Annotated in this window: 6 protein-coding genes; all 6 read right to left on the reverse strand. The window is 59.7% G+C overall.

Going from position 1 to position 13,850, the window contains the following annotated elements; all coding sequences use genetic code 11:
• Positions 1 to 223 precede the first annotated feature (223 nt).
• Positions 224 to 2,302, reverse strand: a complete 2,079-nt coding sequence (locus tag Pan189_RS00640) for a WD40 domain-containing protein (protein ID WP_145362045.1) — start codon at positions 2,300 to 2,302, stop codon at positions 224 to 226.
• Between the two features lie 183 nt (positions 2,303 to 2,485).
• Positions 2,486 to 4,924, reverse strand: coding sequence for a DUF1549 domain-containing protein (locus tag Pan189_RS00645; RefSeq protein ID WP_145362046.1), 2,439 nt, complete (start codon positions 4,922 to 4,924; stop codon positions 2,486 to 2,488).
• Positions 4,925 to 4,986: 62 nt separating this feature from the next.
• Entirely contained in the window at positions 4,987 to 7,422 is a 2,436-nt protein-coding gene (locus Pan189_RS00650; RefSeq protein WP_145362047.1) for a peptidase, read from the reverse strand.
• A gap of 266 nt (positions 7,423 to 7,688) precedes the next feature.
• The gene (locus tag Pan189_RS00655) at positions 7,689 to 8,993 is read right to left on the reverse strand and encodes a DUF1501 domain-containing protein (RefSeq protein ID WP_145362048.1); all 1,305 of its coding nucleotides are present in this window, start codon (positions 8,991 to 8,993) and stop codon (positions 7,689 to 7,691) included.
• A gap of 448 nt (positions 8,994 to 9,441) precedes the next feature.
• Positions 9,442 to 11,469, reverse strand: coding sequence for an acyl-CoA dehydrogenase family protein (locus Pan189_RS00660; protein WP_145362049.1), 2,028 nt, complete (start codon positions 11,467 to 11,469; stop codon positions 9,442 to 9,444).
• A gap of 74 nt (positions 11,470 to 11,543) precedes the next feature.
• Positions 11,544 to 13,787: a 3-hydroxyacyl-CoA dehydrogenase NAD-binding domain-containing protein gene (locus tag Pan189_RS00665; protein ID WP_145362050.1), complete on the reverse strand. Its 2,244-nt coding sequence runs from the start codon at positions 13,785 to 13,787 to the stop codon at positions 11,544 to 11,546.
• Between the last annotated feature and the right edge of the window lie 63 nt (positions 13,788 to 13,850).

A 13,850-nucleotide genomic window follows, 5' to 3' on the forward strand; every position in this document is an offset into this window, starting at 1 on the left:
TCCATAGGCGACATCACCCAATGTTCGGCAGGGGCTGCAGAACATTGGGTGATACCCCGATTCGATGATACGCACCCTTGTGGCAGTTCGCGAATCGCCATCACTACAACGGGCGCCGACAGCCGAGTCAACGAAGTCTGGTATGAAGATTCTGTGAGGAAATCAGAGCGCGCGGCGGCACCGCACTTTCCGGCACCCGAGTCCACAGAACGCATTGGCAGTGCTATTTCTGGGATGCGAACGCCAGCTCATCCTGCCAACGGGCGAGTTCGTCGCCCGCAGCCTTGGCAGCAGTCTCTGCCAGTTTCACGGCCGCCTGCTGCCTTTCTACCGCCTTGGCGACCTCGGCGAGCTTGGGGCGAAGTCCGTCGAGTTGCTGCTTCGCCGCAGGAATTGCAGCTTCCGCTTTGCTGACGACGTCTTCGGCCGCTTTGATGGCCGATTGCGCGGCCGTGGCAATCGACTTCTGGGCTGTTTGCAGGCTTGCCGTCTCGGCCATTGATTTCCGAGTGGCTCCGAGTTTCTGCTCCAGTTCTTTGCTGACTTGCGTCAGGTCTTGATCCTGCGGCAATGCCTTCAATGCGGCGGCTAAGGATTCCAGTGCGGCCTTCAAGGCAGGTTCTGCCTCTCGCAGTGACTTCTCTTTTTGAGCCGCCTCGCTTGCGGCTTTTTCGGCTGCGGCCAGCTTCATCTTCTGGGCACTCAGTTTTTCGGTCGCGGATGCCTTTTGCTTGTCGAGTTCGGCGATCTTCCTCGTGAGGTTCGACTCCTGCGTCTTCCATTCGGATTGATCTTTGAGAAGCGATTCCAGTTTTGCTTCTTCGCTCTCGCGGTATTTCGTGGCCTTACTCTCGGCTGCTTGAGCGACCGTGATCCGAGATTCGAGCCTTGGAGGGTTCGGAATCAGTTTGTCGACTTCCTTGTCATCTTCAGTGTTGAAGACGCGGATTTCGCCCGACCAGTCCGACGCGATCACGTGGCCGGTTTCATCGCTGCTGGTGACGGCGAGGGCGATGTCGCTGAACGCGGGGAATGTCTTGAGCTGCTTGCCGTTGGCGTCCCACAGCTTGGCGGTTTTATCGCGACCGACCGAGACGAGCTTGCCGTCGCGGGTGAAGTCGACATCGCTGACTCCGCCTCCGTGGGCACCGAAGTCTTTGAGCTTCTTGCCGTCGGAGGGTGACCACAGCCGAATTTTGCCGTCCTCGCTTGATGAGGCGAGCATGTTGGAATCACTCCGCCACGACAGGGCGGTGATCGCTTCTTTGTGACCTTCGAGCGTGAGGAATTCACGGCCGGTCCACGCTTCCCACAGATGCAGCCCACCGGCTCGGTCCGCCGTGGCGAGCAGCACGCCGTCGGGGCTGAATGCGAGAGCCGTCACCCAGTCCGTATGTTTGGTGATGGTGTAGGCGAGCGAACCGTCTTCGACCGCGAATCCTTTGACCTCGCGCTTCGGTCCGCCGAGGGCGATGAAGCGACGATCAGGGGAGAGTTCGCCGGCGAGGACGGTATCTGTCTCGTCGCCGGCTTCCATCACGCGCTGGCCCGACTTCACATCCCACACGACGACCTTTCCGAGATAAGCCCCGCGGCCGCCCCCGGCGATGAGAAGTTGACCGTCGGTGCTGAAGGTCAGTTGCTCAGGACTGCCTTCAGGGAATGGGAGAATTCCCAAGAACTCAAGCTTCGCGGCATCGTACAGGACGACCTGCTGTTCGCCGCCGATGGCCACGAGCGGCGACCATGGGTTGGCGGCGAGGGCGGTGATCGTTCCGGGACGTTCGCTCGTGACGACCGGTTGTTTCGAAAGCCGCTCCGGCATGGGCGGCGGTCCGGCGGGTCGTCCGGAGGAGGGGGCAACAAAGTCGAAGGCGGCGTTCTTGGCCGGGCCTTTGGTCTTGCTGCTGGCATTCTCGGGAGCACCGATGTTGATCCACTCGCGGATCATGGCGAGCTTGTCGTCGGCCATCTTGGGCGACTCCGGCGGCATCGTCGGTTCGCTCTCGTGACTGACGAGCATGTAGAGATAGCTCGCCGAAGCATCGCCCGGTTCGATCGAGTCGCCCGCTCCGCCCCCCTGCATCAGACCGGCATAGGTGGTCAGATCGAGGCCCGCGATTTTGTCACTGGCATTGTGACAGCCGGCGCACTTGGCGCGGAAGATCGGTTTGACGTGCTTGTCGAAGGTGTATTTGGGCGCCTTCGGCTTCGTGGAAGCATTGTCTTCGGCCAACAAGAGTCCGGGAAGGATGACAAGACTTGCGATCGCGACAAGCGGGCGGCCAAGTGACTTCAACATGATTAACTCAACCAGAGAAGATTAAGATCGGGGAGTTGCCCGGACATCGTCCGGGTCGCGAAGCGACCAGAGCATTCAGCTTCAACTCTGATAAAATGGTGAGGCTGAACTAGGACATCGGGACGCCGAGCAGGATTCTCTTGCGGCTGCGCCGCCCGGACGTTGTCCGGGCCACGCAGGTATTTATTGGATGAACAAGAACTCTCGGGAGTTGAGAAGGGCCCAAAAGGCGTCCTCGTAGAGCGCACGTCGGTCTTCCAACTGCTCGGCCTCAGCGAGAAACCGTTCCGTCTCTTTGTCTGTCGGTTCCCGCACGAGGCAGCGGATCGTGATGTCACGGAGGAATTCCTTCGGCTCGACCTTGTCGGCGAGAGCCTGTTTCACAACGGAACTCTGCCGAATCTTGCCGTCGATCGTGTTCCCGTTAAGCATGTGCAGCGCTTGCGACAGGTTGGGCTCCGTCTTCACCTCGCAGGAGCAAGGTGTTTCACGCGAGGCCCGACCGAAAGTCGTCAGAAAGTAGGTCGACGTGTTGCCGTCGGGGATCTGCACAGCGCGGGCACCGGCGGGCAAACCGCTGAACTTGTCGGACGTTTCAGTAACCTGAGTGACCGAATCGAGCAGCACTTCGGCCCGCATCCGTCGGACATGGGCGTGTGAGAAATTGCTCAGGTCGGACGCGTTTGAATCGTTCGATCGCGTGCTGAGCTGATACGTCCGCGAGTTGCAGATGTCGCGGACCAGTTCTTTGAAGTCGTACCCGGTCTTCGTAAACCGCTCACCGAGCTCGTCGAGCAACGGCTGATTGACTGCCGGGTTGGTGACGCGCACGTCGTCGACCGGATCGATGATTCCGCGGCCCAGAAAATGTGCCCAGACAATGTTAGCGAGGTTCTTGGCGAAGTAGGGGTTGTCGGGCGAGGCGAGCCAATCGGCGAGTACTTTGCGGCGATCTTTGCCTTTCACATCGGCGACGGCTCCGCCGAGGAATTGTGGCGCGACGTTCTTCTTCGTTACCGGGTGCTTCACGTCGCCCCCGCCGCGGTTGTAGATGATCTGCTGCCGCGGATCGTCCGACCGTTTCCGTCCGATCTGCGAGAAGAAGGCCGAGAAGCCGTAGTAGTCGTCCATCGTCCAGCGATCGAACGGATGGTTGTGGCACTGGGCACATTGAATCCGCATCCCCATGAAGACCTGGGCGACGTTCTCGGCAACTTTGAGGGAGTCCTGCTCGGCCTGGTAGTAATTGGTCGGCGGGTTCTCGAAGGTTCCGCCGTTGGCCGAGAGCATCTCGCGAACCATCTGATCGATCGGCACGTTGCCGGCGATTCGCTCTTTCAGCCACGCGTGGTAGAGCAACATTCCTTTGGGATCGACGCGGTTGCGGACCGTGCGGACCTGCAGCAGCTCCGCCCATTTCATCACCCACAGCTCGACGAACTCTTTCTGCTCAATCAATTCGTCGATCAACTTGGCCCGCTTGTCCGGGTTCTTGTTGGCCAGAAAGCGTTCGTACTCTTCGGGGGCCGGAAGTCGACCGATGATGTCGAGGTGCACGCGGCGGAGAAACTCCTCATCCGTGCAGACTTCTGACGGGGTCATCCGCAGATTCTTCAGCTTGGCATGGACGAGTTCGTCGATGTAGTTCGAAGGCTCGATACCGGGCCATTCAAACGACTGATCTTCGGGAACGACGATGAACGGCACACCGACCGTATGTGTGCCGAACCGCGCTGTGACGAAGGCCTCTCCGCGTTCACCCGCAGTGACCTGACCCGATTGCGATACTGCGGCTGACGTTTCGTTGTTGGTCATGAAATACGCGAGGTTGGTCACATCGCGATCGGTGCCGTCGGAGTACGTTGCGCGGACAATCAGCTTTTGCGCGGCACCTTTGCCGGCGAGGACTCCCCCGGGCGGAAAGACTTCAACCTCGGTGCAGGTCGCGACTTCTCCGGTGTCATTGACCGCGCCGGAGGCGACCCAGCGACGCAGGGTTTCGTAGTATTCACTTTGCTCATCGAACCGCTGGCCGCCGGTGTGGGAGACCGCACCGACTGACTTCTCGAGCAACATGCTGCGCTCGGGAGAAGCGACGTTGATCCGACGACCGGCCAATTCGCGGGTCAACCGGTAGTAGTCGCCTTCGGGATCGAAGCCGAACAGCGACAGGCGGAAGCCATCCTTGCCGCGGGCGGCACCGTGGCAGCTTCCCATATTGCAGCCCGACTTCATGAAGACGGGCATCACGTCGAGCCGAAAGCTCAAATCGGGGTGCGACTCAACGCGACTGGCCTTAATCGGGATCTCACGCGTCAGCTTTTTGTAGCGAACCTTCAGCGTCGACTCGCCGTTGCGCGACGGGTGAAGCGTCGTGTCTTCGAGCGATGCGCAGGCATCCGAAGGCAATTCGAATTTCGCCTCAGCGGTGACATCGCGAGTGACCCCGTCGGCGTACTCGACCTGCACGACGAGCGGTTGCCGATCGGCCCCGGTCGTCAGGTCGACGCTTTCCGGAAACACGAAGAGCTTTGCAGGTTCAGCGGCAGTGGCAACAGTGACAGGGGCAGCCGTGAGGGCAACGAGGGCCAGCAGGGCGATGCGATGGGAATGGCGTCGCATATTTCAGAATTCCTTGCGGAGAACAGTTCCGTCGGTGGAAGCGAGATTCGTTTTGAACAGCGTCAGTCCTGCGTGCGATTTTCCTCGGCTTGCTGCCGGAGCAGTTCAAGTCGAGACAGCGGCTTCTTGGGCGGCTCTTTCTTGGGAGCAGCCTCTTCTTTCGGGGGAGACTCAGCCTTCGGCTTTTTCTCCGGCTTCGGCTTACGGGGCTTATCGATGCGGAGGTGCGTTCCGCCGCCTCGATACTGCACCGTTTCTTCACCGAAGGTTTGCTCGACCTCGCAGAACAGACCTTTGTGGACCCCGGTCGGGCTCTCCGCGTCGATCTGGAGGGTGAAGGCCGCCTCTGTTATGCCCGGTGTGAGCGTCAACTCATCGGCCGTCACCCTGTGCGGGAGTCCTTTGAGCCGAACGAGAACGCTGTCGGAGGCCCCCTCGGCCCATACGGCTTTGAGTGGGACGAGCAATTCGCTCCCCTGCTCCGCGGCGACCTGTTGAGGGTTCACCGTGACCGGCGGGTCTTCAATCTGAATTTCGAACAACTGCGACGATGTCATCGTCGGTCCGCCGTCGTCGGCAAGGGCGAACACGAATACCTGATGCGTTCCCAAAGCCGCCTTACCGTTGGCGCTGAGCTGATAGTTCGCCTCGGACTGGTCCTTCTTCACCTTCAGATTCGAGCGGGCGCTCACACCCGGCGGGCGGTAGCGGAACTCGAGGGTGACATCTTTCTCGAAACCTTCCTCCCGATGGATCGTCACCGGCAGATTGACCCGTCCATTACGAATCAGAGGAGCCGTCGGCGGCTTCACTTCGATCGAGTAGGGCAATGATTCGACGACCGCGACGGCGAGCCGATCGGTTGAGATGTTCCACATCGAACTATTGCCGGGGCCGCGCGTCATCGTCGCGCCTTGAGAGAATCCCCCGGCGACTTCCTCGCCCGACTCGGCCAATTTCGGACGCACATTGACGAGCGTTCCGCCCAACGGTGCATCTTCAGCGGCGGTGAACAGGATCGGGGTGCTGTTCGAACCCTTGGAAAGCGGCAGCTCGACGGCGGTGACGCCTTCCGGCAGGCCCTCGAAGTTGAACGCGACCCCATCACCGATCCCGCTGCGACGGGCGTTGAAGATATTCGCCAACCGACCGCCGCGGGGAATCGTCATGTAGTGTCGCTCTTGTCCGTAGCGGCTGTATTGCGGGAAGCCAAAAGAAATCGACTTCTCACCGCCGACGAACTCGATGCGGTACACGAAATTCTTGCCACCGCGGCCGAGGTGATCTCGCACGCGGATCACGTACTCACCGTCTTCGGGCACGCGGAAGTCGAAACCGCTGTCGAGCTGACCGCGCTGGTCATCATTTCCCTTGATGCCCTGCCCGTTTTCGAGGCGGTATACGTTGACGACCGGATCGAGCGGCGAACGCAGGCGGCGAGCGTAACACTGCAGGTCAAATCGCTGCCCCTTTTTCGCCGAAAACTTGAAGTGGTCGACGTCGCCGTACTTCTCGATGATCCCGTTGAAAGCACACGGCAGCACGCCCGGAGTCGCCTGCTTGCGATCGTCGTTCGGCTCCTGCTCAAGGATGTTCTGCTCGTCTGCCAACCGGAAGCGATGGGGCGACGGGGCGACGCCGGTGTCGTCGGCGATTTCGAGCTCGGTCCAGTCTCCTTCGCTCGGCAACGTGACGTTTCGCTCGATCGCGCCGGAGGGATCGCCGATAAATCGCAGGTCGATCGACCCGCCCCGCGGACCGCCGGGTGGGTAAACCGCCGTCGGGCGAGGGAACGTTCCGACGTGCAATCGGTAGTAGGAATCGCCGCGACCGCGATAGGTGCTCTCGCGCATCTCGATGATGTAGCGACCGTCCTTCGGTGCGATGACCGAGGCGACCGCATCCTGCCGCACGAGCGGCGTATCATCGGCGACAACCAGTTCGAAACGATCTTCATCCAAGATGGCGACATACGGGTCGAAGAAATTTCGACTGCCGAGGCGGACGCCCTCGACCTCAACCGAAATACGCTCCCCCTCGGCCGCATCGATGACGAAGTAGTCGACATCTTCCCGATTGGCGACGCCGTGGATCGTGATGTTGCGATCGATTTGCTGTGGCGCCTCGAAGTCGTTGTTCGGTTCTTTTTCGTCGACCGACGGGTACGGTCCGACCACGAACGTCGCGACATCCGAGAGCCCGGTCTTCGCCCGCAGGCGGACGCGCTGTTCGCCAAGTTTGCAGTCCTCGGCCGCGCGAACGCGCACTTTGACAACGCGGCCCTTTTCGTCCGGATCGACGCTCAGGACCTCGATGCCTTCGTCGTAGAGCATGACCTCTTCGACGTCGGTGAGTCGGCTGCCGCGAAAGGTCAGTTCGCTTTCCGCCCCACGTTGAATGCCCCGTGGCAGGATCACGCTGAGTTGCGGCGTCGCGGCCTGCAACAGAGGAGCCGAAATGAACGCAACGGCAAAGGCGACGGCGAGTTGTCGCAGCATAAATATCCTCACGTGCTTAAAAGTATCAGTCGGCGGCGAAGCCGGGATGTATAAGACGCTTTTTCGAGTAGCAATTCGGCGAATGCCCGTCGCGAATAAGATTTACTTGAGTGGCCCGGACAACGTCCGGGCGGCAAAGCCGCAAGAGCATTCAGCTCAATCTTTCGAGCCAAGTTCGAAGCCGAGATAACTCTTCGGCGTTCGCACCGAGTACTCTTGTTGCTGCGCGACCCGGACGTCGTCCGGGCCCTCCCGTTTGCTCGCGCCTACCCCAGCAGCTCATTTCGCAGTTTACCGCCGTCGACGATTTCGATCGGGCGATCACCCGGCGCCATCAGTTCCTTGTCGCCGACGATGCCGAGGCAGTGATAGAGTGTGTGAGCCCAGTCGGCGACGGTCAGCGGGTTGTCCTGCGGCTCGGCACCGGTGGGGTCGGATGACCCGTAAATTGAGCCGCGGCGAATGCCACCGCCTGCCATGACGACACTGAAGACCTTCGGCCAGTGATCGCGACCTGCCTGCGGGTTGATCTTCGGCGTGCGTCCGAATTCGCTCGCGATGCACACAAGCGTTTCGTCGAGCCGGCCTCGTTCGTCGAGGTCGTTGATCAACGCGGCGAACGCTTGATCAAGCGACGGCACCTGCTTGTCGATGCCGGCCTCGATGTTGCCGTGCATGTCCCAGCCGCCGTAGGTCATGGTGACGAATCGGGCCCCCGCCTCGACCAATCGGCGGGACATCAGCATTCGGGCACCCGCTTGGTTCCGCCCGTAGCGGTCTCGGACTTCGCCCGGCTCCGCATCAAGGTTGAACGCCTCGCGACACTCGGGCGAACTGACCATCGAGTAAGCACGATCGTAGAACGTATCGACAGCGCTGACGGCGTCGGACGATTCCCGCTCTCGCAGATGCGAATTGACGGCGTCGAGCATCGACCGTCGGCGGGTGAAGCGGGCATCGTCAACGCCATTGGGGAGCTGAAGATCCTGCACCTTGAAGCCCTTGCTCGCCGGGTCGGACCCGATACTGAACGGGGCGTATGACGAACTGAGATAGCCGGTGCCGGCGAATTCATTCGGTTGCCGCGGAATGCAAATGTAAGGCGGCATATTCTTGCGGGGACCGAACTCGTGGCTGACCACGCTTCCGATGCTGGGGTAGCTGAGCGCGGGGCTCGGCCGATACCCGGTATACATGTTGTGCGTGCCGCGCTCGTGGGCGGCTTCGCCGTGAGTCATTGAGCGGCAGACGGTGATCTTGTCCGCAATCTTGGCGGTCTCGCGAAGTTTTTCGCTGAAACGCACACCGGGCAGTGACGTCTCGATCGAGCCGAGGGGGCCACGGTATTCCTGCGGGGCCAGCGGCTTGGGATCAAACGTCTCCTGATGAGCCGCGCCTCCCGGAAGATAGATAAAGATGACCGACTTCGCGGTGCCTTCGACTGATTCGTAGTGCTTCAGATCGGCTTGGGCCGAGCGCAGCCTCAGAAATTGATCAAGCGTCAACCCGAGTCCGCCGCATAGCCCGACGTGCAGAAAGTTACGGCGACTGAAGTTGCTGGCTCCGCGCATAGTGCCTCCTTGATGGCAGTCGGAAAACGCAAGAATCAATGACCGAACCGGCCGGCCTTGTCTGGAATGTCAGCAGTTTGTGCAGCAGGTCAGAATCGAACCCCCACGACGCAATCACGACGATCCGCAAAGTCCGTTATTTCGCCGAATTCAGAAATTGCTGAGAAAACCGGCAAATCGACTCAAGTTTATGAGAAGTCCTCAAGTTGCATCGAAACGACGGCCTGCTGATCTGTCAAGACGCCGAATCGCTCGATGCCGATTTTTTACTATCAGACCGCCTTCGACGCACTTTTCCGGGACCTCGGCGTAAATGCGACATTTTGTGCACTATGGGCCATCTTCGGTTCGACCGACGAAGTGGGAATCTGACGAAAAAAGCCCGCGCGACCTGATGGCAGGTCGAGCGGGCTTCAGCGGAATCACCGGTCTCAGTCCGTCGTTGCGATCAGTCGTACCGCATCATGATCTCTTCGTCGCCGGTCTTTGGAAGGCCGGGGAAGCCGCCGTCGGCGATCTTCTCTCCCAGCTTCGTCACGTTCTTGAAGTACCGATCGCTCGGTCGCCGGCCCGTGAGGTCGTTCGTCAACTTCTCGCAAATCCCCTCAGCCGCACCGCGGATCAGTTCATCGTCGTGCCGCGCGGCATACAGCGAGGTGCAGAGGATGACGACGGCCGATTGAATTCGGCCTGAGAGCTCCGCCATCCGGCACTGCCGGTCGGCCAGCTTCAGTTGATGCTTCCGCATCGTGGCCGAAATTTCCGACGACGAATTGGAAAGGAATTCAGCCGCATATTCCGCGTGTGGCCTTAGTTCACGCGGCATGTCCGGCAGGTCGAAAGTGGCGTGGCCCGACAATTGGTGCCCCAGCCACCATCGACCATAGTTCATCAGCGGTCCCTTCAGCGCCCAGGCATGGGCCGGGTTCATCGGATTCGGCTGCTTGATGCCGGACTCTGAAAGCACACGACCGATCGGCTCGAAATAACGCATCCCGTGCTGCTTGACGAGCGACTTGAAGAACGCCATCGACAGCATCTCACCTTCGCCTTCATAGATGCAGGGGGCGAGCATGTCGTGGATGTTGTCGCCGAACATGTGCCCGGCCAGGAACGAGCGACCCCCGTGGGTCTTCATGTGCAACTCGATCGCGGCCTCCTTCTGCGCTTCGCTGCCGAAGACCTTGGCCACAATACATTCCATCTCGCCCCGGAACCCGAGATCGAGCAGGGCCGAGCCCCACTCGGTCAATGCGTCACAGGCGACGATCAGGCCGGCGAGATGTCCCAATCGGCGCTCCACCAGTTCACGCTTGGCAATCGGTTCCCCGTACGTCCGGCGATACCGTGCCCAGGGCAGCATGTCGGCCATCATCTGCCGCATCGTCCCGGCGGCATTGGCGCACAGAGAAATTCGCCCCCGGTTTAACCCGTGGTAGGCGATCGTCAGCCCGTCACCGCTGTCCGGGATCAGCAGGTTCTCCGCGGGCACCCGGAAATCCTTAAACACGATTCCCTGATTGTAAGCATACTTTAATGCGTACAGGCCATACTTCTTCAGTTGAAAATGCTCGTTCTGCTCCTCCGGCAATTCGGCCACCAGCACGGAAGGTTCATCGTCAATCAGGCAGACGACGCCGATCATCCGTCCGGGGCGAACGTTCGTAATAAAGAGCTTCTCGCCGTTAAGCACGTAAGAGTCGCCGTCCTTAACGGCGGTTGTCTTTAAGGCCGTCAAATCAGACCCCGCTCCCGGCTCTGTCAATGCGAAGGCGGAGAGCCGTTCCCCCGAAGCCAGCTTCGGCAATAAACGTTCTTTTTGCTCGGGTGTTCCGAACGTGCGGACCGGGTCGACGGCGCCAATGCAGCCATGAACGGACGCCAGGCCCGCCGTCGTCGGATCGATCGTCGCAACGTCAGTTAGAAACTGAGCGAACTGTGTAAAGGTCGCCCCCGAACCCCCGTACTCTTCGTCGATGAGCAGTCCCCAATAGCCGGCCTCGCCCAACTCGTTGAGGACTTCATCGGAGATTTTTCGTTTGTCATCCAATAGTGTATTCGCCTGACGATGGCGACGCAGGATCGACAGCGACTTTTGCATGACCGGTACCGCGGCTTCAGACGGCGGCAACGGTTGAGCGGTGTCAAAGAGTTCGATCGGCGTGCTTTTCTCCCAGACCGCCTGGTGCAGCGGGCTGTTTGCCGTTCGATAGCGTTCTTCGAACAAGGTCTCGACGACGTCGTCGGCCGCGTCGACGGTGCCGAGACGACGGACCTCTTCATCAGATTTGCCGCCGAGTTTTAAAGCCTCGCCGGCAAACGAGGTCGCTTGGACCTTCTCTACTTTCGCGACCTCGGTCGGCGGAACCGGCGCGGTGATCTCGTCGGCAACGGACTTTGCCTTATCGTTTAACCGGCTCGCCCCGCTACGAATGGCTTTGGGCTTGCGGTCTTCGGGCTTAATGACAGTCGACATGATTCTGACTCTCCGTCAGAGACTTGTGAATGACCTTCCCGGATCAGCCGGAGAGGTCGCTGAAGTTATCCTTCTTAAATATGCTGCGTCTCTTTAAGGCCTTCGCTTGCTGCGACTGAGGAATCCGATTTCTTAGAATTGTAATCATAGAAGCTGTCTTCACTCTCCCGAAGTTGGAGTAGAAGCGAGCTCGGTCGGAATCGTTCACCACACACGGTTTCCAAGTCTTCCAACGTCTTCGCCGTCGCGTCGATTCCCCACGTGTCGGCAAGTCTTAAAGGCCCGCCCCGAAACGGCGCGAAGCCGGTCCCGAGGACCATTCCGAGGTCGACCATCCAGGCCGCACTGACGATGCCGGACTCCAGGCAGTCGGAGGCTTCATTAATTAATGCAAACGTGAGGCGTTGCTGATACCCGTCGATCGTCTCCTTCTTGAGCGTCACCGGCTCGGGAAGTCGGGCCTTTCCGGAAGGACGGTCAAGTTCGACCGGTTGCTGTCGCTTTCCGTCTTTCCATAAATAAAAGCCCCGCCCCGACTTCTTCCCCAAGTGTCCTTGATCGATCAGGCGTTGTAAGAACTCGGGGGTCGGACTCGGTTCCGGTGAGAGCGAACCGATCGTATCGGCAACGTGACGAGCGACGTCGAGGCCGACGACATCGAGTAATTCGAGTGGCCCCATCGGCATGCCGAATTTCTTGGCGGCGCGATCGATCGCGGTGACCTCCGCCCCTTCGCTCACCATGCGCACGGCTTCGTCCATGTACGGGAATAACACCCGGTTGACGAGAAATCCGGGCCCTTCCCCAACGACAAGCGGCACCTTACCTAACTGCCGCACGACGTCGACTAGTACGCGAATCGCCGCGTCTCCCGTTGCGGGGCTGCGCACCACTTCGACGAGCGGCATTTTGTAGACGGGGTTAAAGAAGTGCAGCCCGGCTACCCGTTCGGGGTGCTTCGTCGCGGACCCAATCTGCTCGATCGAAAGTGCCGACGTATTCGAAGCGAGCACGGCCCGCGGTGACAACTGTTTGTCGAGTTCCGAAAAAACGTCTTGCTTCACATTCAGTTTCTCGACGATGGCTTCGATGACGAGGTCCGCGTCGGTCAGGTCATCAATTGACGTCGTATATTGAATACGGGCCAAACGCTCCTCCGCAGCCGGTGCCGAGAGGACTCCTTTCTTCGCGGCTGACCTCATCAGCTTTTCGATGCGCGCCCGTCCGCCCGCGACGAGTTCGTCATTAATGTCTTTTAAGACGACATCGAAGCCACTAAATGCAGCAGCTTGCGCGATTCCCGCCCCCATCGTCCCTGCACCAAGGACGGCAATCTTCTCGACCTTTTGAGAAGGTGTTTGAACGTTGGAAACCCAGGTGGCCCGCTTTCTGGCCTGTTCTCGCTGAAGAAATAATCCGACAAGATTTTTGCATGTGTCCGAAAAAATGAGATGCGAGAACTCGTCGCGTTCGACGCGAAGGCCGTCTTGAATACCGCTCTCGTATCCGGTTTCAATTGCCCGCAACGCGGCCGGCAAGGCGGGATAGTGCTTTGCATTCTTCTCGATCCGCTTTCGCGCAGAGCGGAAGATTAAGCCCCGTCCGAATGATGTCTCGTCGCGTAACCATTCGACCAGCGAGCCGCGCGGATTTCGCGGTGTCTCGCCATTGAGAAGCAAGTCTAGCAACTCATCGAGGGTGTGCTCGAATTCGGCCGGCGGAGCAATTCGATCAACCAACCGACACTTTAAGGAATCCGGTGCGGAAAGCTTGCGGCCCTGCAGGATCATTGTCACCGCCTGTAGAGCGCCGACCTGCTTTGGTAAGCGTTGAGTGCCGCCCCAGGCCGGAATGATTCCGAGTTGTGTTTCCGGCAATCCGAGTCGGGTGGAAGGGGTGTCTTCGGCGATGCGGTAATCGCAAGCCAGCGCGAACTCCAGACCCCCGCCCAAACAGGGGCCGTGGATCACCGCGATTGTCGGAATCGGCAGTGAGGCGATTTTATTGAAGAGATCCTGACCGGCGACGATGACCTGGTCGGCTTCTTGGGCCGTCCGAATTTGTGCAATTTGTTTAACGTCCGCTCCGGCGAGAAAGCCGGATTCTTTACCGCTGCGGAAGACGACCGCGCCGATGCCGGGGGCGTCCTGAAGGTCGTCGATAAGACGATCGAGTTCCCCGAGCAGCCCCGCATCAAAGACATTCATTGGGCGGTCGAGCACGTCAATCGAGACGAACAGCGCACCCCGCTCGTCCCACTTGAGATGCAGGTTCTCGAACATGCGTCCGTATTCGCCATTCGCGAAAGAGGTGGCCATGACGACTCCGATTCTTAACGTAGCTGTTTTTGATCTTATTTAACTTAGTTGCGGTTGAGGGCC

Origin of the sequence: Stratiformator vulcanicus, assembly GCF_007744515.1 — a bacterium.
In the GTDB taxonomy this organism is placed as follows: Bacteria; Planctomycetota; Planctomycetia; order Planctomycetales; family Planctomycetaceae; genus Stratiformator; species Stratiformator vulcanicus.

Coding starts and splice junctions, on each gene's coding strand:
- Pan189_RS00660 (WP_145362049.1), bottom strand. CDS start 11,469: ATGTCGACTGTCATTAAGCCCGAAGACCGCAAGCCCAAAGCCATTCGT.
- Pan189_RS00645 (WP_145362046.1), bottom strand. CDS start 4,924: ATGCGACGCCATTCCCATCGCATCGCCCTGCTGGCCCTCGTTGCCCTC.
- Pan189_RS00640 (WP_145362045.1), bottom strand. CDS start 2,302: ATGTTGAAGTCACTTGGCCGCCCGCTTGTCGCGATCGCAAGTCTTGTC.
- Pan189_RS00650 (WP_145362047.1), bottom strand. CDS start 7,422: ATGCTGCGACAACTCGCCGTCGCCTTTGCCGTTGCGTTCATTTCGGCT.
- Pan189_RS00655 (WP_145362048.1), bottom strand. CDS start 8,993: ATGCGCGGAGCCAGCAACTTCAGTCGCCGTAACTTTCTGCACGTCGGG.
- Pan189_RS00665 (WP_145362050.1), bottom strand. CDS start 13,787: ATGGCCACCTCTTTCGCGAATGGCGAATACGGACGCATGTTCGAGAAC.